The sequence below is a fragment of the Kitasatospora sp. NPDC088779 genome, assembly GCF_040685395.1.
Lineage (GTDB): Bacteria > Actinomycetota > Actinomycetes > Streptomycetales > Streptomycetaceae > Kitasatospora.
On record NZ_JBFBHW010000017.1, the window covers coordinates 73,923 to 94,790 of the forward strand.

15 protein-coding genes and 1 pseudogene are annotated in these 20,868 nt (G+C 73.9%); 5 read left to right on the forward strand and 11 right to left on the reverse strand.

Translation table 11 applies throughout. The annotated features are described in order from the left end of the window. Positions 1 to 56 precede the first annotated feature (56 nt). Together pip and AB0P03_RS18485 are read right to left on the reverse strand one after the other, a co-directional pair. Positions 57 to 1,010, reverse strand: coding sequence for a prolyl aminopeptidase (pip, locus tag AB0P03_RS18480; protein ID WP_363629686.1), 954 nt, complete (start codon positions 1,008 to 1,010; stop codon positions 57 to 59). A gap of 119 nt (positions 1,011 to 1,129) precedes the next feature. Then, positions 1,130 to 1,807 carry a TetR/AcrR family transcriptional regulator C-terminal domain-containing protein gene (locus AB0P03_RS18485; protein WP_363585587.1) on the reverse strand — a complete coding sequence of 226 codons (678 nt, stop codon included), beginning with the start codon at positions 1,805 to 1,807 and terminating at the stop codon, positions 1,130 to 1,132. A 170-nt stretch (positions 1,808 to 1,977) separates the two neighbouring features. On the opposite strand from AB0P03_RS18485, the gene AB0P03_RS18490 reads away from it, so the two are divergent. Then, on the forward strand, positions 1,978 to 3,648 hold the full coding sequence (locus tag AB0P03_RS18490; protein WP_363629688.1) for an MFS transporter: 1,671 nt from the start codon (positions 1,978 to 1,980) through the stop codon (positions 3,646 to 3,648). 50 nt (positions 3,649 to 3,698) lie between these two features. Here AB0P03_RS18490 and AB0P03_RS18495 read toward each other — a convergent pair whose 3' ends face one another. The 8 genes from AB0P03_RS18495 to AB0P03_RS18530 form a co-directional block, all read right to left on the reverse strand. Beyond that, complete coding sequence (locus AB0P03_RS18495) at positions 3,699 to 4,511, reverse strand: lysophospholipid acyltransferase family protein (protein ID WP_363629690.1); 813 nt, start codon at positions 4,509 to 4,511, stop codon at positions 3,699 to 3,701. Further along, entirely contained in the window at positions 4,508 to 5,344 is an 837-nt protein-coding gene (locus tag AB0P03_RS18500) for a GNAT family N-acyltransferase (protein ID WP_363585584.1), read from the reverse strand. The genes AB0P03_RS18495 and AB0P03_RS18500 overlap by 4 nt, the downstream gene beginning before the upstream one ends. A gap of 350 nt (positions 5,345 to 5,694) precedes the next feature. Continuing rightward, positions 5,695 to 7,074 (reverse strand): serine hydrolase domain-containing protein, encoded by a 1,380-nt coding sequence (locus AB0P03_RS18505; protein ID WP_363629691.1) that lies wholly within the window; start codon positions 7,072 to 7,074, stop codon positions 5,695 to 5,697. 233 nt (positions 7,075 to 7,307) lie between these two features. Then, on the reverse strand, positions 7,308 to 8,687 hold the full coding sequence (locus tag AB0P03_RS18510; protein WP_363629693.1) for a M1 family metallopeptidase: 1,380 nt from the start codon (positions 8,685 to 8,687) through the stop codon (positions 7,308 to 7,310). Further along, a complete protein-coding gene (locus tag AB0P03_RS18515) occupies positions 8,669 to 12,595 on the reverse strand; it encodes a Pls/PosA family non-ribosomal peptide synthetase (RefSeq protein ID WP_363629695.1) in 3,927 nt (1,308 codons plus the stop codon). Before AB0P03_RS18515 ends, AB0P03_RS18510 begins: the two co-directional genes overlap by 19 nt. 438 nt (positions 12,596 to 13,033) lie before the next feature. Then, positions 13,034 to 13,900 carry an NmrA family NAD(P)-binding protein gene (locus AB0P03_RS18520; RefSeq protein WP_363585580.1) on the reverse strand — a complete coding sequence of 289 codons (867 nt, stop codon included), beginning with the start codon at positions 13,898 to 13,900 and terminating at the stop codon, positions 13,034 to 13,036. Continuing rightward, positions 13,897 to 14,379, reverse strand: a complete 483-nt coding sequence (locus tag AB0P03_RS18525; protein ID WP_363585579.1) for a hypothetical protein — start codon at positions 14,377 to 14,379, stop codon at positions 13,897 to 13,899. The genes AB0P03_RS18520 and AB0P03_RS18525 overlap by 4 nt, the downstream gene beginning before the upstream one ends. 124 nt (positions 14,380 to 14,503) lie before the next feature. After that, on the reverse strand, positions 14,504 to 15,025 hold the full coding sequence (locus tag AB0P03_RS18530; RefSeq protein WP_363373080.1) for a MarR family transcriptional regulator: 522 nt from the start codon (positions 15,023 to 15,025) through the stop codon (positions 14,504 to 14,506). A 194-nt stretch (positions 15,026 to 15,219) separates the two neighbouring features. On the opposite strand from AB0P03_RS18530, the pseudogene AB0P03_RS18535 reads away from it, so the two are divergent. The 4 genes and pseudogenes from AB0P03_RS18535 to AB0P03_RS18550 all read left to right on the forward strand — a co-directional run. Continuing rightward, positions 15,220 to 15,405 (forward strand): annotated as a pseudogene (locus AB0P03_RS18535) (TetR family transcriptional regulator); the annotation flags it as partial. 302 nt (positions 15,406 to 15,707) lie between these two features. Next, a complete protein-coding gene (locus AB0P03_RS18540; protein ID WP_363585578.1) occupies positions 15,708 to 17,327 on the forward strand; it encodes an alpha/beta hydrolase in 1,620 nt (539 codons plus the stop codon). A 471-nt stretch (positions 17,328 to 17,798) separates the two neighbouring features. Further along, complete coding sequence (locus tag AB0P03_RS18545) at positions 17,799 to 19,418, forward strand: FAD-binding protein (RefSeq protein WP_363585577.1); 1,620 nt, start codon at positions 17,799 to 17,801, stop codon at positions 19,416 to 19,418. A gap of 57 nt (positions 19,419 to 19,475) precedes the next feature. Further along, positions 19,476 to 19,751, forward strand: coding sequence for a hypothetical protein (locus AB0P03_RS18550; RefSeq protein ID WP_363585576.1), 276 nt, complete (start codon positions 19,476 to 19,478; stop codon positions 19,749 to 19,751). Positions 19,752 to 19,890: 139 nt separating this feature from the next. Here the strand turns inward: AB0P03_RS18550 and AB0P03_RS18555 are convergent, their stop codons facing one another. Further along, positions 19,891 to 20,616 carry an ABC transporter ATP-binding protein gene (locus AB0P03_RS18555; protein WP_363585575.1) on the reverse strand — a complete coding sequence of 242 codons (726 nt, stop codon included), beginning with the start codon at positions 20,614 to 20,616 and terminating at the stop codon, positions 19,891 to 19,893. Positions 20,617 to 20,868 lie beyond the last annotated feature (252 nt).

Sequence of the window (20,868 nt, forward strand, 5' to 3'; positions counted from 1 at the left end):
TAGCGCGAACCGGCCGTCCGCCCGAACCGGCCGGGCGGACTGGCCGAGCGGACCGGTCAGGCGAACCGCTCGATCGCGGTGAGGACCGCCTCGGTCATCGCCGGACTCCCGGTGTGCCCGGACTCGTCGATGACGGTCAGTCGGGCCTCCGGCCAGGCCTGGACCAGCCGCCACGCGGTGTCGAGTGGCGAGCCGAGGTCGAGGCGGCCGTGGATCAGTTCGCCTGGGATGCCGGTCAGCCGTCCGGCGTCGCGCAGCAGTTGGCCGTCGGCCAGGAACGCGTGGTGCGCGAAGTAGTGCGCGGTGATCCGGGTGAACGCCATCAGCGCGTCGGTGGGGCGGTCGCTGTAGGCGTTCGGCTTGCCCAGCGCCTCGTGCGCGATGACGGCGTCCTCCCAGGTGGCCCAGGCGTTCGCGGCGGCCCGCCGGACGGTCTCGTCCTGGTTGTTGAGCAGCCGGCTGTAGGCGGCCACCAGGTCACCGTCGCGGTCGGCGGCCGGCAGGAAGTTCCGGAACTCCTCCCACGGGCCGGGCAGGAAGCGGGCGACGCCCCGGTAGAGCCAGTCGGTCTCCTCGGGGCGGGTCGTGGTGACGCCGCAGAGCACGATCTCGGAGACCCGCTCGGGGTGGGCCTGGGCATAGGCGAGGATCAGCGTCGAGCCCCAGGAGCCGCCGTACAGCAGCCACTTCTCGATGCCGAGGTGTTCGCGCAGCCGCTCCATGTCCGCGATCAGCCGCTCGGTGGTGTTGTGCTCCAGCCCGGTCGTCGGGTCGGCGGCGTGCGGCAGGCTCTGTCCGCAGCCGCGCTGGTCGAACTGGACCACGTGGTACCGCTCGGGGTCGAAGTACCGCCGGGTGCCCGGCCGGTGGCCGGATCCGGGTCCGCCGTGCACGATCGCGGCGGGTTTGCCAGCCGGGTTGCCGGAGGCGTTCCAGTGCATCCGCTGACCGTCTCCGACGTCCAGCAGGCCTTGCGCGTAGGGCTCGTAGTGGGGGTGCAGCTCGGGCATCGCGGAACTCCTCCGTGGACGTGCGGCCGGACAGACCCTAGCGGGCGCTCGCAGGCCGGGCCGCGGATTTTCGGCGGGCCCGGGGCGGGGTCCGGTCGGCCGGGCCCGCCGTGGTGGGGTCAGCGCCGTTCGGCGGGCAGCAGGGTCGCGAGCCCGTCGAGGACGCGTTGCACGCAGAACTCGAAGCGGGTGTCCATGTCGGGTTCGGTGAGGTCGTCGGCCAGGGCGACGAGGTTGGGGAAGGTGTCGGCGGGCAGGGCGCGGAAGCGGTCTCCGGTGGCGTCGGCGATGTCCCGGCGACTGGTGCCGAGGACTTCGGCGGCCGAGATCGGGGACTGTTCCTGGAGGACGAACCCCTGGACGAAGGCGCCCAGCAGGTAGGTGGCCATGGCGGCGTCGGCGTCGGAGAAGCCGGCCGCGCGGAGCCGGTCGAGCTGGTCCTCCATCAGGCCGAGCAGGTGGGGGCCGGGGGAGAGGCGGCCCGAGACGACCTTGGCGGCGTCGCGCTTGTCGAGCAGCAGTCGGCGGTAGCGCCAGCAGTAGGCGTGGAACTGCTCGCGCCACCCGCCCTCGCGCGGCGGGGGTTCGGCCGAGGCCATCACCGCGTCGGTGAGCAGGTCGAGCAGTTCCTGCTTGTTGCGGACGTGCCAGTACAGCGAGGCCGCCTTGACGCCGACCTCGGCGGCGACCTTGCGCATCGACAGCCCGTCGAGGCCGTCCCGTTCCAGTACCCGCAGCGCGGCCTGGGTCAGCGCGTCCCTGGTCAGCGGCGGTGTCGTGTCGTCGTTCTCCGGCATGGCTGTGCGGACGCCTCCAGCGGTCTCATCCGGTCGCGAGTCTCGTGGCGACTGCCCGTGGCGAGTGCCCGTCGCGAGATCCCGCTTGCAATCTAACACCGTTAGGGGCACTCTGTGCGTGCCGCACCACTCCCTAACGCTGTTAGGGGCCAGGAATCGGGAGGGTTCCCATGCAGGAGTCGAGCGCCCGGCGCAAACGGCTCGCGCTACTGACGCTCTGCGTCACCATGTTCATGTCCATGCTGGACAACGTCATCGTCAACAACGCCCTGCCCCGCATCGGCCAGGACCTGGACGCCGGGATCAGCGGCCTGCAATGGGTCGTCGAGGGATACAGCCTCGTCTACGCCGGGTTCGTGCTGACCGGCGGCGCGCTCGGCGACCGGCACGGCCGCACCCGGATGTTCCGGTTCGGCCTCGCGCTGTTCACGGTCGGCTCCGCGCTCGCCGCGCTCGCCGGAACGATCGGCCTGCTGGTCGGCGCCCGGATGCTGCAAGGCGTCGGGGCCGCGCTGCTCACCCCGGGCAGCCTCGCCCTGCTGCGCCACGTCTTCACCGACGAGCGCGAGCGCGCCAGGGCGATCGGCCTCTGGTCCGGGGTCTCCGCGTTGGGTCTGTCGATCGGCCCGGTGGTCGGCGGGCCGATGGTCGAGCACCTCGGGTGGGCCAGCGTGTTCTGGATCAACGTGCCGATCGGCGTGGCCGGACTGGTGCTCGCCGCCCGCGTGCTCCCGGACATCCCCCCGCGTGCCCGGCGGATCGACCTCGGCGGCCTCGTCCTCTCCGCCGCAGGCCTCGGCCTGCTGGTCTACGCGCTGATCGAGGGGCCGACCCGTGGCTGGACGGACACCCGGGTGCTCCTCTGCGGCGCTGCGGCGCTCGTGCTGCTGGCCGCCTTCCTGGTGCTCGAACTGCGCCTCGCCGAACCGATGCTGGAGCTGCGGCTGTTCCGCGACGGCGCCCTCGGCGGCGCGCTGCTCAGCGGCTTCATGGTCAGCTTCGGGATCTTCGGCGCGCTCTTCTTCCTGCCGCTGCTGATGCAGGGCCCGCTCGGCTGGTCCCCGTCCGACGCCGGCTACGCCGGGCTGCCGATGACCGGGATGATCGTCGTCGCCGCCCCGCTCTCCGGCCGGCTGACCTCGCGGTACGGGCCCCGGCTGCCGTTGGTGCTCGGTCTCGTGCTGTGCGCGACGGGCCTCGGCGGGCTGTCCCTCTACGGCGAGCACGCCCACTACGTCGAGTACCTGTGGACCCTGTTCGCGATGGGCCTCGGGATGGGGATGACCTTCACCCCGGTGTCGATCGCGGTGCTCCAACGGGTCGCCCCGGCGCAGACCGGGATGGCCTCGGCGAGCATCAACACCCTGCGCGAGCTGGGCGGCGTCCTCGGGATCGCGGTGCTCGGCGCCGTGCTGACCAACCGGATGACCGGCAGCCTGACCGCCGCCCTGCACCGGCTCGGCGTGCCGCCGGACGCCGTCGGCCCGATCGCGGACGCGCCCGCCGGGGCGGGGCACGGCGGTGGCGGCGCGGCCGCCGTGCTGCCCGGCCCGGTCCAGGACGCGGTGGACGGCGCCTTCATCGAGGGCCTCCACCTCGCGGCGCGCTGCGGTGCGGCCGCGCTCGTCGTCACCGCCGTCCTGGTCGCCGTCCTGCTGGGCCGGGCCCGCCCGCTCGCCCAAAGCGGCACCGGCCTCCCGGAATCGGCCCCCGACTCGGCGTCGGCCCCCGGCCCCGGCCTGGACTCCGACCTCGGCCCGGACTCCGACCCTGGCCCCGACCTCGACCCGAACTCCGGTCCGGAGCCGCTGGCCGAGGCCCGGACGGTCCGACCGACCTGACGGGTCCGACCGACCTGATCGGTCTGACCGATCCGCGTGCCGACGCCGCGTCAGCGGATGCCCTCGACCGCCGCCTGCGCCGTGCGGGCCAGTTCCCGGCGCGCCCCCGCCCGGGTGGCCTGCGGCGCGGGCGGCGGAATCGGTGGCAGGAACGTCACGTCGGCGACCAGTCCGCGCACCGCGACCACCCGGGCGAGCGAGGTGAGCAGTCCGTCGTCGCCGATGAAGGCGGGCACGCTGGTCGGCCGTCCGTCCGCCAGCCGGTAGCGGATCGTCACCGGCTGGACGAAGGCGCCCGCCTCCACCGCCGCCTGGAACAGCGCGGGCCGGAAGCGGCCGCTCTCCCGTCCGCACCAGGTGGACCCCTCCGGGAAGACGATCACCGGCTGGCCGGCGCGCAGCACCTCGGCCACCGTCGCCACGGTGTCGGGCAGCGCGCGGAGCCGGTCGCGGTCCAGGAACACGGTGCCGCCCCAGGCGATCAGCGGCCCGAGCACCGGCCACCGGCGGACCTCGGTCTTGGCCAGTGAGCGGCCCGGGCGGCCCGCCGCGATCAGCGGGATGTCCAGCCAGGACACGTGGTTGGCCACCACGAGCGTCCCGCCGCCGAGCGCGCCGCCCGGCGTCCCGAGGTGGACGGTGACGCCGAGGGTGTGCAACAGGACGCGCGCCCAGAGCCGGATCAGCCGCTCCCGGGTGCCGTGCGGGAGGAGGCGCAGCGGCAGGCTGAGCAACACGCCCGCCAGCACCACCGCCAGGCAGGCCGCCAGCCGCAGCGCCCGCCGGGGGTGCGAGACGGCGGGCGCCGTCTCGGCCAGGCAGGTCTCGGGCCGGCAGGGGGCCGTCGGCAGCCAGACGCTCATGATGAGGCGCCGAGGGGCCGGGCGGGCAGTCCGGACAGGAAGTGCCGCAGGTAGCGCGGGTCGGTGCGCTCCAGCGACAGCAGCACGTACAGGTCGACGCAGTCGAAGTCCGGGTCGTACGCGGGCTCGCCGCAGACCCAGGCGCCGAGCCGCAGGTAGCCGCGGAGCAGGGCGGGCAGCGCGCCGCGCTCGGCGCGCGGCACGCCGGTGGCGTCCCAGCGGCGGCGCGGGGTGACCCGGTACTGCTCGGGCGCCAGGTACTTGGCGCTGACGGTGTCCCAGACCCGGGCCGCGGTGGCGCCGCCGTCGTCCAGCGGGATCGAGCAGCAGCCGCCGACCCAGGTGTTGCCGGTGTCGGCGAGGTAGCGGGCGATGCCGCCCCACATCAGGTTGATGACGGCGCCGTTGCCCCGGTGGTCGGGGTGGATGCAGGAGCGGCCGAGTTCCACCAGGCCCGGGCGGACCGGGGCCAGGGCGGAGAGCTCGAACTCGCCGTCGGAGTAGAGCCGTCCGGCCCGCCGGGCGGCCTCGGGGCGCAGCAGCCGGTAGGTGCCGACGACGGCGCCGTGCTCGCCCTCGCGGACCAGGAGGTGGTCGCAGAACTCGTCGAAGGGGTCGACGTCGAGGCCGGCGACCGGGCTGTGCAGGACGGCACCGAGCTCGGCGGCGAACACCTGGTGGCGCAGCCGCTGGGCGGCGCGCACGTCGTCGGCGTCGCGGGCGAGGGAGACGGTGTAGGCGGCCGGGGCCTGCGGCCGGCGGGGGGCGGGGACGGCGGGGGCGTCCTGGGTGGGGGCTACTGCGGTCGGAGCGTACGTGGGGACGGTGGTCATGGCGGACCCTCCAGGGCAGCACGATCGGCGGCGCCCTGGATCGCCAGGGCACCGGCCCGGCCCGCAGGCGTTGGGCCTGCACGCGAACCGGTCCCCGTATATCTCTCCGAGCCGGTTGGCATCCATGTTGCGGCGCGGCGGAGCGCAGATGTGCAACTGCTGAATGGGACCACCCGTCGCCTCCCGGTCATCTGCCGGGCACCGGGCGCTCGCCCGCCGGGGGTGGACAGCCCGGGCGCCTGTGCGCCCGGGCCTGCCACCCTCCCCCGGGATTCCCCCGGAACTCCCGTGGACGGGTGTGGTGTTGCGCGCGACCGGCGTGCTCCGAGAAGCGCGCGCCCCGGCGGGGCCTAGAGGGCCTGCCAGCCCTGCGGGTCGACGTCGCCCGGGATGACGGGCGCGGGGCCGTAGGGTTCGCGGGTGAGGACGAAGGAGCCGAGGTCCAGGTGGCTGACGGTGCCGTCGGCGGCCCGGACCACCCGCAGGGTCTCGCCCGTGTAGTAGTTGTCCAGCCCCGTCCAGGTGCCGTCCGGCTCGGCGCGGAAGCGGGAGCTGCGGGCTCCGCCGACGAGCGAGGTCAGTTCGAGGCCGCGGTCGGCCCGCAGCCGCAGGGCCTGCGCCGAAGTGCCCCAGTACCAGGGGCCGGTGAGGGCCAGCAGCTCCTCGTCGACCTCGGGCAGCGGACGCCAGGGTTCGGGCAGCCGGGGCTCGTGCTCGGCGGTCAGCGTGATCAACTGGGCGGCCACCAGGGTGGTGCCGGCGCCGGTGGTGGCGTTGGACAGGGCGATCGCGGCCAGGCCGTCCTCATCGCTGACCCACAGTGCGGCGGTGAAGCCGGGCATCGAGCCGGTGTGGCCGTACAGCACCCGGCCTTCGTGGCGGCGCAGTTGCAGGCCGAGGCCGTATCCGGAGGTCCAGGCCGTGTCGTCGGGGCCGGTGGCGGGCCGGCGCATCTCGGCGAGCGAGTCGGCGGCCAGCACCTTGTCGTCCCCGGCGGAGAGGAAGGCCGCCCAGCGGGCCAGGTCGGCGACGGTGGACCAGAGTTGGCCGGCCGGGCCCATCAGCCCGGTGTCGGTGAGCGGCTCCGGCAGCATGACGTCGGCCCACGGGTGGACGGCGAAGCCTCCGGCGTGCGGGTGCTCGGGCAGCAGGGTGGTGCGGTCCATGCCGAGCGGTGCCAGCACCTCGCGCCGCAGCACCTCGCCCCAGGGCTCGCCGCGCAGCCGCTCGACCAGCGCGCCGAGCAGCGCGTAGCCGGGGTTGGAGTAGTGGTGGAGGCGCCCGGCCGGGTGCTTGATCGCGGTGCCGGGCTCCAGCAGGTCGTCCAGTCCGGGCCGCAGGGAGCCGTCGGTCCGTTCCCACCAGGGCCCGGGTGTCTCGGCGGCGAGTCCGGCGGTGTGGGCGAGCAGTTGCGCGACGGTCGCGCCGTCGGCCGGGGTGCCGGGCAGGTGTCGGGCGAGCGGGTCGGCGAGGTCGAGCAGGCCCTCGTCGCGCAGCCGCAGCACGAGCACGGCGACGAAGGTCTTGGTGAGCGAGCCGATCCGGTACTGGACGTCGGGGGTCGGCGCGTGTCCGTCGATCATGCTGCGGGCGCCGCTCCAGACCAGTCGGCCGTCCCGGACCACTCCGGCGGCCAGGGAGGGCGTGCGGCCTTCGGCCTGGGCGACGGCGATCCGGTGCAGCAGGGCGCGGCGGGTGGTCGGCAGCAGTTCGTCGGACTGATCGGTCATCTGATCCTCTGAATCCTTCGGCGTGGTCCGGCGGGGAGGCCCGTCGGCGTGGTCTGCCACGAGATCCGCCGACGAGACCGTCGGCGAGGTCCGCAGGCGAGGGCCGCCGGCCAACACGGACGGGCAGCAGACGAACCCAACCTAGCCAGGCCGCTCCGAAGGATCCACCCGTTATCTCCGCAAACGCCCCGCGATCGCCCCGTGAACGCCTCGCGATGTCGCCGCCGGGCCGGTCAGCCCGGCAGCGGCGGGAGTTCGGGCCGCTGCAGCCAGGCCTCGAAGACCGGGGCCAGCGGGGCGGCCGCGTACCGGGAGGCGTGCGCGAGCAGGTCGGCGGTGCCGACGACGCCGTGCCGGTGGATGCTCGTCCAGTCCCGCAGCATCGCGAAGAAGGCGTCCTCGCCCAGCGCCCGCCGCAGCGCGTGCACGGCGAGGCCGCCGCGCTGGTACAGCCGGTCGTCGAACATCAGCCTGCGGCCCGGGTCGGCGAGCCTGAGGTCCTGCGGGAGCCCGGCCAGCAGGCCGTGCGCGGCGGCGGCGTGGGTGGCCGCGGCCGGGCCGCCGGCGTGCTCGGACCACAGCCACTCGGCGTACTTGGCGAAGCCCTCGTTCAGCCAGATGTGCCGCCAGTCGGCGATCGTCACGCTGTTGCCGAACCACTGGTGCGCCAGCTCGTGGGCGATCAGCCGCTCGCGCTCCCAGCCGCCGCCGAGGTGGTTCGTCCCGAAGGTGGCGACGCCCTGCGCCTCCACGGGGACGTCCAGTTCCTCGTCCGCGACGACCACCGCGTACTCGCCGAACGGGTACGGCCCGAACACCTCGCCGAAGTACGCCATCATCTCCGGCTGCCGCCCGAAGTCCCGGGTGAACGCGGGGACCAGCCGCTCCGGCACGTAGCCGGTCTGCGGCACGGCCGGGCGGGCCGCCAGCGGCACCGGCCGGTAGTGGCCGATCGACACCGTCACCAGGTACGGCGAGGTCGGCGCGCTCTGCTCGTACACCCAGGTGGTGCTGGACGCCCGGGTGGTGCGGGTCAGCAGCCGGCCGCTCGCCAGCACGGTGAACGGGGACGGCGTGGTGACCGCGATCTGGTACGTCGCCTTGTCGGCGGGCCGGTCGTTGCACGGGAACCATGACGGCGCGCCGATCGGCTGGCTGGCGACCAGCGAGCCGTCGGTCAGCTCCTCCCAGCCCAGGCCGCCCCACGGGCTGCGCACCGGACGGGGGTTGCCGGTGTAGTGCACCTCGACGGTGAACGCCGCCCCCGCCGCCAGTGCCCTGGCCGGACGGATCCGCAGCTTGCCGGCGCGGTGGGTGTAACGGGCGGCCTTGCCGTCGACCAGCACCCGCCCGATCCGGAACTCGGCCAGGTCCAGCGCGAACTCGGCCAGCGCCGCGTCCGCCACGGCGCTCAGCCGGGCCGAGGCCGCCAGCCGGTTCGGCCCGGGCCGGTAGTCCAGCACGAGCTCGTAGCGGTGGACCCGGTAGCGGTGGTCGCCGTTGGCCGGGAAGTACGGGTCGGGGGCGCCGGCGGTCGCCGGGACGTGCTTGGGCTTCACGGGGGCGGGCACTTCCTGCGGGCCGGGACGGGTGGTCATGACGTGGGCTGCCACGCCTCGATGGGGTTGCCCAGCCACCGCGTGTCGGCGGGGACGGACTCGGCGCGCATCACCAGCGAGGCCGGGCCCAGCGTGCTGCGCGCGCCCACCGTGCTGCCGGGCAGCACGATGCCGCCCGGGCCCAGGGTGGCGCCCTCGCGGAGGACCACAGTATCCATCCGCATGATCCGGTCGTGGAAGAGGTGCGTCTGCACCACGCAGCCCCGGTTGACGGTGACGCCGTCCCCGAGGGTGACCAGGTCCGCCTCCGGCAGCCAGTAGCTCTCGCACCAGACGCCGCGGCCGATCCGCGCGCCGAGCGCCCGCAGCCAGAGGTTCAGCACCGGCGTGCCCGGCACCGCGCCGACCAGCCACGGCACCGCCAGCACCTCGACGAAGGTGTCCGCGAGCTCGTTGCGCCACACGAAGCTGCTCCACAGCGGGTGCTCCACCGCCCGGAACCGGCCGACCAGCAGCCACTTCGCCGCCACCGCGACCAGGCAGGCCACCGCGCCGGCGCCCAGCAGCACCAGGCCCGAGAGCAGCGCGGCCACGCCCGCCGACCAGGAGACGGACAGCCGGGACAGCACCGCGACGGTCAGCACGCCGAGCGCCCCCGAGGCGAGCACCGGCAGCAGCCGGGCCAGCTCGACCAGTCCGCGCGCCCAGAGCAGCCGGGCTGGCGGCTCGTAGGTCAGGCTCTGGTCGGCCTCGTCCGCCGCGCGCGGCAGCCGCATCGGCGGCATGCCCAGGTACGAGCCGCCCTTCTTGGCCTTCTCCGGCGTCGCCGACAGCACGCCCACCAGGCCCCGCTTGGGCACCGCCCGCCCCGGCGCGGTCATTCCCGAGTTCCCGAGGAACGCCCGCTCGCCGACCTTCGCCTCGCCGAGCCGCACCCAGCCACCGCCCAGCTCGTACGGCGCGATCAGGGTGTCGTCGGCCAGGAACGCGCCGTCGCCGACGGTGGTCAGGCTGGGCAGCGCCAGCACTGTGGACACCTCCGCGCCCCGGCCGACCCTCATCCCGAGCGCCCGCAGCCACAGCGGCGTGACCAGCCCCGCGTACAGCGGGAAGAGCACCTCCCGGGCCCGGTCCATCAGCTGGGTGACGGTCCACGCCTGCCAGCCGACCCGGCCGTGCAGCGGGTGCACCCCGGGGACCAGACCGCGGCTCAGCAACCGGACGGCGGCCACCAGCTGCGCCGCGTACACCGCGCCGTACGCCAGGGTGGCGGGCAGCAGGCCGAGCAGCGCGCCGCCGAGCGCCGCGCCGAGGCCGTCGCCCTGGTGGACGAAACCGGCGAGGACCGCGAGCGCGGCCAGCGCGGGCGCCACCGGGAGCAGGCCGAGCGCCGTGCCGCTGGCACCGTAGAGCGCGGCCCAGAAGACCCGGTGCGGCGGGCGCTCCTTGGGCCACGCCCGCTCGACGCGGCCCAGCTTGACGGCGGGCGCGCCGCCCCAGCGCTGGCCGGTCGGCACGTGCCCGGTGACGCTGGAGCCGGGCAGTACCTGGGCGCGCTTGCCGACCCGGGCGCCGGGCAGCAGGGTCGAGCGGGTGCCGACCACGGCGCCGGAGCCGACCTTGACCTGGCCGACCTCCAGCCGGTCGCCGTCCAGCCAGTAGCCGCACAGGTCCACCTCGGCCTCGACGGCGCAGCCCCGGCCCAGCTTCAGCATCCCGGTGACCGGCGGCAGCGAGTGCAGGTCGACCTCGGGCCCGACCTTGGCACCCAGCGCCCGGGCGTAGCGGACCAGCCAGGCGCCGGACAGCGCGGTGGCGCCGCTGAGCTCGGAGAGCCGCTCGGCGGTCCAGAGCCGCAGGTGGACGGCGCCGCCGCGTGGATGGCTGCCCGGGCGCAGGCCGCGCAGCAGCAGCCGGGCGCCGCCGGCCGCGATCGCTAGCCGGCCCGCCGGGCTGTACAGCGCCAGGGCGCCCGCGCCGACCGCCCACCAGGAGGCGGTGGGCGCCCACGGGTAGTCGCCGAGGTGGGAGAGCAGGTTGCCGGCCGCCAGCAGGGCGACCGTCCAGCGCAGGCCGACCACGGTGAACAGCGGGATCAGCAGGAGCAGCTGGAGCAGCTTGGCCCGGGTCGGCACCAGGGCGATGGTGCGGGCCTGGCCGCTCTGGGCGGCGGTGCGCTCCAGGTGCCGGGCGAGCTTGCGCAGCGTCGGGTGCTGGTAGACGTCCAGCACGGCGGCGTTCGGGTAGCGGGTGCGCAGCAGCGTGGTGAGCCGGGCGGCGGCCAGGCTGCCGCCGCCGATGCCGAAGAAGTCGTCGCGCGGGCCGCTCACCGTCACACCGAGGATCTCGGTCCACTGCTCGGCCAGCCAGGCCTCGGTGCCGTACAGCTGCTCGCTCGGCCCGGCGTTCTCCAGCTCGGGCAGCGGCCAGGGCAGGGCGGCCCGGTCGACCTTGCCGGAGGTGCGGGTGGGCAGGGTGTCGACCGGCGCGAGCAGCGGCACCAGGGCGGCCGGCAACTCGGCGCGCAGCTTCTCGACGGCCTGCTCGCGGTCGAAGCCGTCCTGGACGACCAGGTAGCCGACCAGCAGCTGGTTGCCGCCGCGCGCGGTGCGGACGGCGGCGGCCGCGCCCGCCACGCCGGGCAGGGCCTGGAGCGCCGCGTCGACCTCGCCGAGTTCGATCCGGCGGCCGCCGAGCTTGATCTGCTCGTCGGTGCGGCCGAGGAACAGCAGGCCGGCCGGGTCGGCCTGGACCAGGTCGCCGCTGCGGTACGCCCGCTCCCAGCCGAGCGAGGCCAGCGGCGCGTACTTCTCGGCGTCCTTCTCCGGGTCGAGGTAGCGGGCCAGGCCGACCCCGCCGATCACCAGCTGGCCGGTACCGCCGGCCGCGACCGGCTCGCCGGTCTCGTCGACCACGGCGAGGTCCCAGCCGTCCAGCGGCAGGCCGATCCGGACCGGGCCGTCGCCGGTCAGCAGCGCGGCGCAGGCGACCACGGTGGCCTCGGTGGGGCCGTAGGTGTTCCAGACCTCGCGGCCCTCGGTGACCAGCCGCTGCACCAGCTCCGGCGGGCAGGCCTCGCCGCCGAAGATCAGCAGCCGCACCTCGTTGAGCGCCTCGGCCGGCCAGAGCGCGGCCAGCGTCGGGACGGTGGAGACCACGGTGATCTCCTGCTCCGCCAGCCAGGGGCCGAGGTCGGCGCCGCTGCGTACCTGGGAGCGGGGGACGGGCACCAGGCAGGCGCCGTGGCGCCAGGCCAGCCACATCTCCTCGCAGGAGGCGTCGAAGGCCACCGACAGGCCGGCCATCACCCGGTCGCCGGGGCCGATCGGCTCGTCCTGGAGGAAGAGCGCCGCCTCGGCGTCGACGAAGGCGGCGGCGTTGCGGTGGGTGACGGCCACGCCCTTGGGGCGGCCGGTGGAGCCGGAGGTGAAGATGATCCAGGCGTCGTCGGCCGGCGTCGGGCGGGGGCGGGGTTCCGCGGCCGCCTCGCCGGGGTCGGGGACCGGGCGTTCGCGGTGGACGGTCAGCGCGCGGTCGGTGCCGAGCACCGCGGCGACGCCGGCCTCCCCGAAGACCAGCTGGGCGCGCTCGTCCGGGTCCTCTGCGTCGACCGGCACGTAGGCGGCGCCGGCGGCGAGCACGGCGAGGATCGAGACGTACAGGTCGTTGGTGCCCGAGGGGACCCGCACGCCCACCCGGTCGTCCGGGCCGATCCCGGCGGCGGCCAGCCGGCGGCGCAGCTGCTCGACCTCGGCGGCCAGGGCGCGGTAGCCGAGCACGGTGCGCCCGTCGTCCAGGGCCGGTTCGTCGGGGTGGGCGCGGACGGTGGCGTCCAGGACGTCGACCAGGGTGCGCGGTGCGGCGGCCGGACGGCCCGGGAAGAGGGCCTGTGGCGGTGGGGCCTGTGGTGGTGTGGCGTGGGGCGGCGTGGCGGACTGCTCCGTGCTCGGTTCAGCTGTCATGGCAGCCCGTACGCTCCTCGTCCTCGCCCCGTTCCGACTGATGCCCGGCCCTTCGGGGCGGTGGGAGCACTCGCCTGACCGGGTGACCCCACTCCGGGGCCGGAGCGGACAACCCGACTGATGGTAGCCCCGGGTGCGAGGCGCCGTACGGCCCGACACTTGGCTCAACTAGGCCGGAAATGGCCTGAGCTGACGTTGTGTCAGTCAACAACTGGGTGGGCCTGGCAGTCATGTGACTGGATGTCAGTCAAATTGACGGATCGTCAGGCCTAATTCTCGATCGTGATCCACGCCACAGCGAATGCTGCTCCCTTCGGGTGGCGGGCCCGGCTTCCCGGCCCGGTTCCGGCCCGGCCGCCGGGCCCGCCAAGGCGTCGGAGCGGTGTCCGAGAGGCGCCGGAGAGAGACCCGAATGGCGCCCGAATGGTGTCAGGGCGGTCAGCGGAAGCGGTGCAGGTACTCCTGGAGGAACGCCTCCAGGGTGCGCGGGGCGCGCCTGGTGAGGTGGGCGAGGGTGCCGTCGGGTGCCTCCCGGCGGACCGCCGCGAGCTGCTGGATCTCCACCACGTGGGAGGCCAGCCAGGGCGGCATCCCGGCCCGCTCGACCAAGTGGGTGTGCAGCCCGGCCGGGGGCAGGTCGAGGTAGCGGACCGGGCGGCCGAGCAGCTCGCCGAGCAGCCCGGTGAGCTCCGGGTAGCTGTACGCCCGGCCGCCGGTGAGCGGATACGTTCCGCCGGCGAGCTCCGGGCGGGTGAGCACCTCGGCCGCGGCGTCGCCGATGTCCCGGGCGTCGACGTAGTTGCAGCGGGCCTGGCCCATGGCGCCGTGCACCACCCCGGCGGCGGCGATGCCGGGGGCCAGCAGCAGCAGCTTCTGCATGAACGCGTACGGCCGCAGCACCGTCGCGGTGACGCCGGACGTGCGCAGGCGCTCCTCGACCAGGTGGTGGCCGCGCGAGACGGCCACGGGGGAGTCCGGTTCGGCTGCGGGTGCGGAGATCTTGACGATGTGCTCCACGCCGCTCTCGACCGCAGCGTCGATCGCGGCCAGCTCGTGCTGGACCTGGTGCGGGCCGTTGGCCATGGTGAGGAAGAGCTGGTGCGCGCCACGGAAGGCTTCGCGCAGGGAGTTCGGGTCGGCGGCGTCGGCCGGGAGCGTCTCGGTCAGTGCGAGGGTCCGGTCGTCGAGGCCGGCCGCGAGGCGGGCGGGGTCGCGGCTGAGTGCGCGGCTCGGTGCACCGAGGGCGGCGAGGCTGCGCAGGGTGGCACCGCCGGTGGCGCCTCCGGCGCCCATGACGACGATCATGAGGTCTGTCCTTCCGGTCGGGTGGAGAGTCGGTGCTGCGGGGATCGGGTCCGGCGGCTGCCGCGCCAGCGCCAGGTGATCACGGTGGCCGCGATCGCCGACGAGACCGGCAGGTCGATCGGAAGGCGGCCGGGCCAGGGGCTGGTGGCGAGCCCGTGGATCTGCGGCAGCCAGTGCGCGGCCGCGAGGCCGACGGTGAGTGCGACGGCCGCGGCGGCCAGGCCGAGTGCGGGGGCCAGCAGGGCGCGCGGTGCCCGGCCGCCCGGGGAGCGGTCGGGCCGGCGTCGCAGGGCGGAGCCGACCAGGGTGGCGACGACGGCCGAGGTGCCGCCGATCGTGGTGGCCGCGGCGATCAACAGCTGCGGCTGGTGCGTGACGGCCCCGCCGATGCCGGCCATCACGGCGGGCATCGCGTAGGCGACGAGGACCTCCCGCCACAGGGTGAAGGGGGGCGGTGCGCCGGGTGCTTTCTTGCTCATGGGCTTCTCCTGCGGAGGTGTTGGGGTGAAGTGATTAGGTGGCTAACTATTAGTGCTTAGGTGCCTAACTATTGGGTCGTGAAGCCGGCGGGCCGCCTTGCGCGGCCCGCCGTTCTCGACCGGGTCAGTCCGCGGTCAGCGCGTCGGCACCCTCGACCACCCTGGCCAGGAGGTCGAGGAAGGTGGCGCGCTCCTCGACCGAGAGCCCGCCGACCAGTGCCTGCATCCGGGCGAAGTGCTCGGGCGCCAGATCGCGCAGCCGCTGCGCGCCGCGTGCGGTGAGGACCACCACGTTGGCGCGGCCGTCCTCGGCGGACGGACGGCGGACCACCAGGCCCTCCCGCTCCAGGCCGTCCACCAGGCCGGTCACGGTCGCCCGCGAGACGCCGAGGCCGGCCGCGAGCTGGGAGGGCGACTTCTCGCCGCCGTGGTCCTCCAGGTCGGCCAGCAGTCGGTAGCGGCCGGTGGAGAGCCCGAACCGGGCGAAGTGCACCTCCCCGGCCTGGCCGATCCGGGCGCCCGCCGCCATCAGCCGGGCCGCGACCAGGATCGCCTGCGGGTCGGCCGTGAGGCCGTAGCGGGCGATCTGGCGGCGCGCCTGGTCGAGAGTGGGGGCGCCGCTGCCGGCGTCGGGGCGTTGTGTCATGAAAGTAATATGGCGCCTCATCAGTTTCCCGGTCAAGTCGACGGCCGCACCGACCGGTTCCCGGACGGTGCGGGCCGCGGTGACGCCGGTCCCTCCGGGGTCGAGGGTGGCCGGGCGGTGCGCCCAGGGCGAGTCTCGTCATTCCCGGCGTCGCGCGCCCGGCGGGAACGGCGGGACACGTCCTACGCGGCGCGGCGCGCGCCGCCGTCCGCACCTTCCTGGCCGACCAGGGTGTGCCCGACCCCGACGGGCGGACCGCCACCCTGCTGGCCTGCGTCGACGGACTGGTCTTCGACCGGCTGGTGGGCGGCGGGGAAGTCCGCGTGGACGAGGTCCAGGGGCTGGTGGCGGCTGCGCTGCGCGGGACGGCCGGACGGTAGGGCGTTTCTTCGAACTCCCGTCGCTTGGAGGCAGTTTGAAAAGGCGCCCCCGGCGGGGTGTGGCGGCCTCGCCGCACGAAGTGCCGTAGGGCGGCGCTCCGGCGGCCCGGATGCGGCGGTGGCCGGGGTGGTGGCTCGGTGGTGACGAGCAATCAGGTCAATCAACCGTCAAGTTGGTTCATTCACAGAATAATCCGGTCGCAAAGTGGACGGCATCGAAACATTTACGCTGCTTCCAGGTCTTCACATGGAGATCTCAGACTGACAGGCTGGGGCCGCCCTTTCAGTACTGAGGAGGTTCCTTGTCCCGTATATCCACGCTGGCCGGAGCGGTCACCTGCGCCCTCGCCCTCGTCACCGGTAGTGCTGTCGCGGCATCGGCAGCGCCGATAGACCTGGCGCCGGGTGCGGCGGCCGAGGCGAAGGTCGCCGCTGTCAACTGGACCCCGTGTAACCCCGACCCGAGCAAGCCGGACCCAGGTATCTACGACTGTGCCGTGTACCCGGTTCCGCTGGACTATGACAACCCGTCGGGTGAGAAGATCGGCATCGCCATGATGCGCCGGCGGGCGAGCGACCCGTCCAAGCGGATCGGCTCGCTGTTCCTCAACCCGGGCGGCCCGGGTGGTAGCGGCTACCTGTGGGCGACCACCACCCGGTTCGGTACCGAGGTGCAGTCGCGCTTCGACCTGGTCGGTTTCGACCCCCGTGGCGTGGCCCGGAGCAACCCGCTCAAGTGCTTCAAGACCCAGGAGGACGCCGACGCGGTCAACGGCCGCATGGTCGGCGTGCCGGTCACCAAGGCCGAGATCAACGAGACGCTGGACGCGGACCAGGACTACACCGACGCGTGCAGCAAGAACGCCGGCCCTCTGATCGAGCACATGTCGACCATCAACGTGGTCCGCGACCTCGACCGGATGCGCCGCGCCGTCGGCGACTCCCAGCTCAACTTCGCCGGGTTCTCCTACGGCACCCTGATCGGCGCGACCTACGCCGGGATGTACCCGAACAAGGTGCGCACGATCATCGTCGACGGCAACGTCGACCCGAACCTGCGCCTGCACGACGGCCTGGAGTACGACCGTCAGCGGGCGGGCGGCTTCGAGCTGGCCCTGGACGAGTTCCTGAAGCGCTGCCAGGCCGCCGGCGCCCCGCGCTGCGCCTTCGGCGAGGGCGACACCCGGGCCAAGTTCGACCAGCTCCGCGACCACCTGCGGACCAGCCCGGTCACCCTGCCGAACGGCTCCCAGGTGACGCTGAGCACCTTCACCAGCGAGGTGGCCAGCGCGCTGTACTCGCAGGCCAAGCTGGCGCCGCTGGCCAAGTCGCTGCAGGCGACGTACCAGCTGGTCCAGAAGCCGGCCGCGAACACGCTGATGGCGCCGAAGGCGACCGTCTCGGACGACGACGCCAACATCCTCGCGGTGAACGCCCCGCGGGCGCTGCGTGAGGCCCCGGCCGACTCCGAGTACACCGCCGACGACTCCTACATGGGCGTCAACTGCCAGGACAAGCCGTACCCGTCGAACGACCGGGTCTTCCCGAACGTCGCCAAGGCCTGGGAGAAGGAGTCGCCGACCTTCGGCCGCTACCAGGCCTTCGACGCGCCCGCCTGCGCGAGCTGGCCGGCCCCGGCCCGGGACGCCGAGCGCTTCAGCGGCCCGTGGAACAAGAAGACCTCGAACACCGTCATGGTGATCGGCAACCTCTACGACCCGGCCACCCAGTACAAGTTCGCCCAGCGGATGCAGCAGCAGCTGGGCAACGCCGTGCTGGTCAGCGTGGACTCGATCGAGCACTGCGCCGTCGGCCGCAGCCAGGCGCTGAACGCGCTGGTCACCCGCTACCTGGTCGACGGCACCGCGCCGAAGCCGGGCCAGCTGCTGAAGCCGGACGCGGCGATCTTCCCGGCGGCCTGACGGGGCCGAGCGGCTGGCCGGTGCCGGCCCGCGCGGCCCGCAAGGCCCGCCCGGCAGGACTGGCCGCGCGGCCCCCGGAGGCCTGAGGTACGTGTGAACGGATGTGGTGGTCGGCGGCGCCGGCCACCACATCCGCGTTTTCCGGCCGAGCCCCCGGAGGACGGCGTGAACGCGGATGGCCGTGCGAAAGCGGATGACGGCGCGAACCGGGTATGCGGCGTGAATGCGGCGGTGGATCGCCATCCGGCCCTCCTCGGAAACGAGTTCATCTCGGATTCTTCTCGGATGTCGGGGACCGTAGCCGATACCACTGACAATCGGCCGCCGGGCCCGCAGCGGCCTGGGACCTGCGCTGATTCGCCGAAAATGACGTACTGTCACACTAGTTCGTTAAAGGATTCCCACCCTCGAATACCTGTGTTAGCGTGCCGCCGCCAGCTTCTCTCATCGCCGAGAAAGTGAGGTCGGGCCATGGAGGGCGCATTCTCCCGACGGGGATTCCTGGGCACCGCCGGTGCGGCGGCCGGGGTGTCCGCCGGCTCGACGGGCACGGCGCCCGCGGCCGGGGCGCGCCGGGAGCCGCCGGAGGGGCGGTCGGTCCGGCCGGGCGATCCCCGCTACCGGACGCTCGGCCAGGGCTTCAACCAGCGCTGGCGCAGCAGCCCCGCCCACATCCGCCTGGTGGCCGACGAGGCCGACGCCGTGGGCGAGTTGAACCGGGCGCTGGACCACGGGATGCGGCCGACCGTCCGCGGCGGCGGCCACTGCTACGAGGGCTTCGTCGACAACGACGGGGGCGTCATCCTCGACCTCAGCATGATGCGGGGTGTCGCCGCCGCCACGGACAAGTTCGGCCGTCCGACGTACTGCGTGGAGGGCGGGGCCACCAACTGGGACGTCTACACCACGCTCTTCCGCGCGTACGCGGTGACGCTGCCGGCCGGGTCCTGCTACTCGGTCGGCGCGGGCGGGCACATCTGCGGCGGCGGGTTCGGCCTGCTCTCGCGGCGGCACGGGCTCACCGTGGACCACCTGGTCCAGGTCGACGTGGTCACCGTGCGGGGCGGCACCGCTGTGGTGACCAGGGCGCACCGCGACGACGGCGAGGGCTCCCCGGAGGCGGACCTCTTCTGGGCCCACACCGGGGGCGGCGGCGGGAACTTCGGGGTGGTGCTGCGCTACCACTTCGCGGTTGGCGTGCCGAAGCCGCCGCCCCGGGTCTGGCTCAGCAGCGTCGCCTGGCCCTGGGGCGAACTGGTGGAGCGGCCCGGCGACTTCGAGACCCTGGTGCGCAACTTCGGCGCCTTCATGGCCGAGCACAGCGGCCCGCGGGAGCCGACCTACCAGGGCCTGTTCGCGATCCTCAAGCTCACCCACCGCTCCAACGGGAACGTAGTCCTGGTGAGCCAGTGGGACGGTGACGACCCGGGGCCGCTCGACGCGTTCCTGGCGGCCGTCGAGCGCGGGATGGCGACGCGGTCGGTGGTCCAGACCCACAGCGCCGGCGGGCTGTTCCTGCCCTACCCGGAGAAGCGTCGCCAACTGCCCTGGTTCCAGGCCACCATGACGCTCAACCCGTCGGGCGACAACCAGCGCGGCAAGTACAAGTCGGCCTACCACCGCGAGCCGTTCAGCCGGGCCCAGATCGCCACCTTCTGGGACTGGCTGGTGCGGGAGGTCGAGGGCGTGGACCTCACGAAGACGCTGGTGCAGATCGACTCCTACGGCTGCCGGATCAACACCCGCGGGCCCGAGGAGACCGCTGTCCCCCAGCGCGACTCGATCATGAAGCTCCAGTACCAGACGTACTGGACCGACGAGGCCCAGGACGCCGACCACCTGGCGTACCTCGGCGGGCTCTACCGGGACGTCTACCGGGAGACCGGCGGTGTCCCGGAGATCGACACCGCGACGGACGGCGCCTACGTCAACTACCCGGACGTCGACCTGGGCACGGCCGACCAGCCGGACCCGGCCTACCAGCGGCTCTACTACAAGGGGAACTACCCGCGGCTGCAGCGCACCAAGGCGTACTGGGACGGCGCGGAGGTGTTCCACCACGCTCAGTCGATCACCCTCCCCGGGGCCTGACCGGGAGGGGGCCCGCCACCGGATGCGCGAGCCGCCGTAGGGGCGCAGGGTCGAGGTATGAGCGGAGTGGTCGTGCTGGTCGAGCTGGAGCCGTCCACCGAGGTGCTGGACGCGGGCGAGGTCGACGTGGGCGCGCGGATTCGCTGGGTGCACGCGGCGCCGCCGGATCCGGACGTGCCGGAGGATCCGGGGCCGGTGACCTTCTGCGGCCTCGACACGGCGGACCTCGAACGGGAGTCCTACCGCCCGGCCGGGCCCGGCGAGCCGTGGTACCCGCCGTCCCAGCGCACCCGGCGGTGCCGAGCCTGCGAGGCGGTGCTCAAGGCACCCTGAACGGGCTCGCGGAGCGCGGCCGGTTCCACCACCGGCCGCGCCCGGGAGCGCGGGCCCGCCCGACCGGACAGGCCCGCCCGACCGAACGGCCCGGACAGGCCGGACAGGCCGGACAGGCCGGCGTACCCCCGGGCCACCCCTACGCGGCCGGCTTCGCCGCCTCCTCGACGATCCGCCCGTCACGCAGCTCGATCACCCGGTCGGCGAGTTCCATCAGCGTCGGGTCGTGGGTGGCGACCACCACGGTGACGCCCTCGCTGCGGACGACGGCGCGCAGCAGCTGCATGATCGAGCGGCCGGTCTCCGAGTCCAGCTGGCCGGTCGGCTCGTCGGCGATGATCAGGCCGGGCTCGTTGGCCAGCGCGCGGGCGATGGCGACGCGCTGCTGCTGGCCGCCGGAGAGTTCGCCGGGCCGCTGGTTGGCCTGGTCGGCGAGGCCGACGAGGGCCAGCAGGGTGTGCGCGCGCTCCTCGCGTTCGGCGGCCGAGACCTTGCGCAGCCGCATCGGCACGCCGACGTTCTCGGCGGCGGTGAGCATCGGGATCAGCCCGAAGGACTGGAAGACGAAGCCGATCCGCTCCCGCCGCAGGGCGAGCCGGCCGTCCTCGTCCAGTTCGGCGAGGTCGGTGCCGTCCAGGGCGATGCTGCCGGCGGTCGGGGCGTCCAGGCCGCCGACCAGGTTGAGCAGGGTGGTCTTGCCGGAGCCGGACCGGCCCTTGAGCGCGGCGAGTTCGCCGCGGCCGACGGTGAAGGAGACGCCGCGCAGCGCGTGCACGGTCCGCTCGCCGGTGCCGAAGCTGCGCCGGAGGTCGGTCACGGCCACCATCGGGGCGTTGGTGGTGGCGGTGGCCTGAGGCTGCGTCATTGAGGCTTCCCCCTGTGTGTGTCTACCCAGTGTCTACGGACGGGTGGCGCCACGGGTTCACGGTTTCGGGCGGCGATTTCCGGGGTGCCGGTCGGCGTTCCCAAAGGCGTGCTGTGGAGCCTGAGTTATGAAATGTTCATGGCATTCTGGCGGGCGCCCGAAGTGCAGGTGCTGCCAATGCAAGGAATTTGCTCATTACTTACTTGTTAGCGCAAGTCCCTTCCGTTCCTGGATCGAATCTGACAGAGTCGT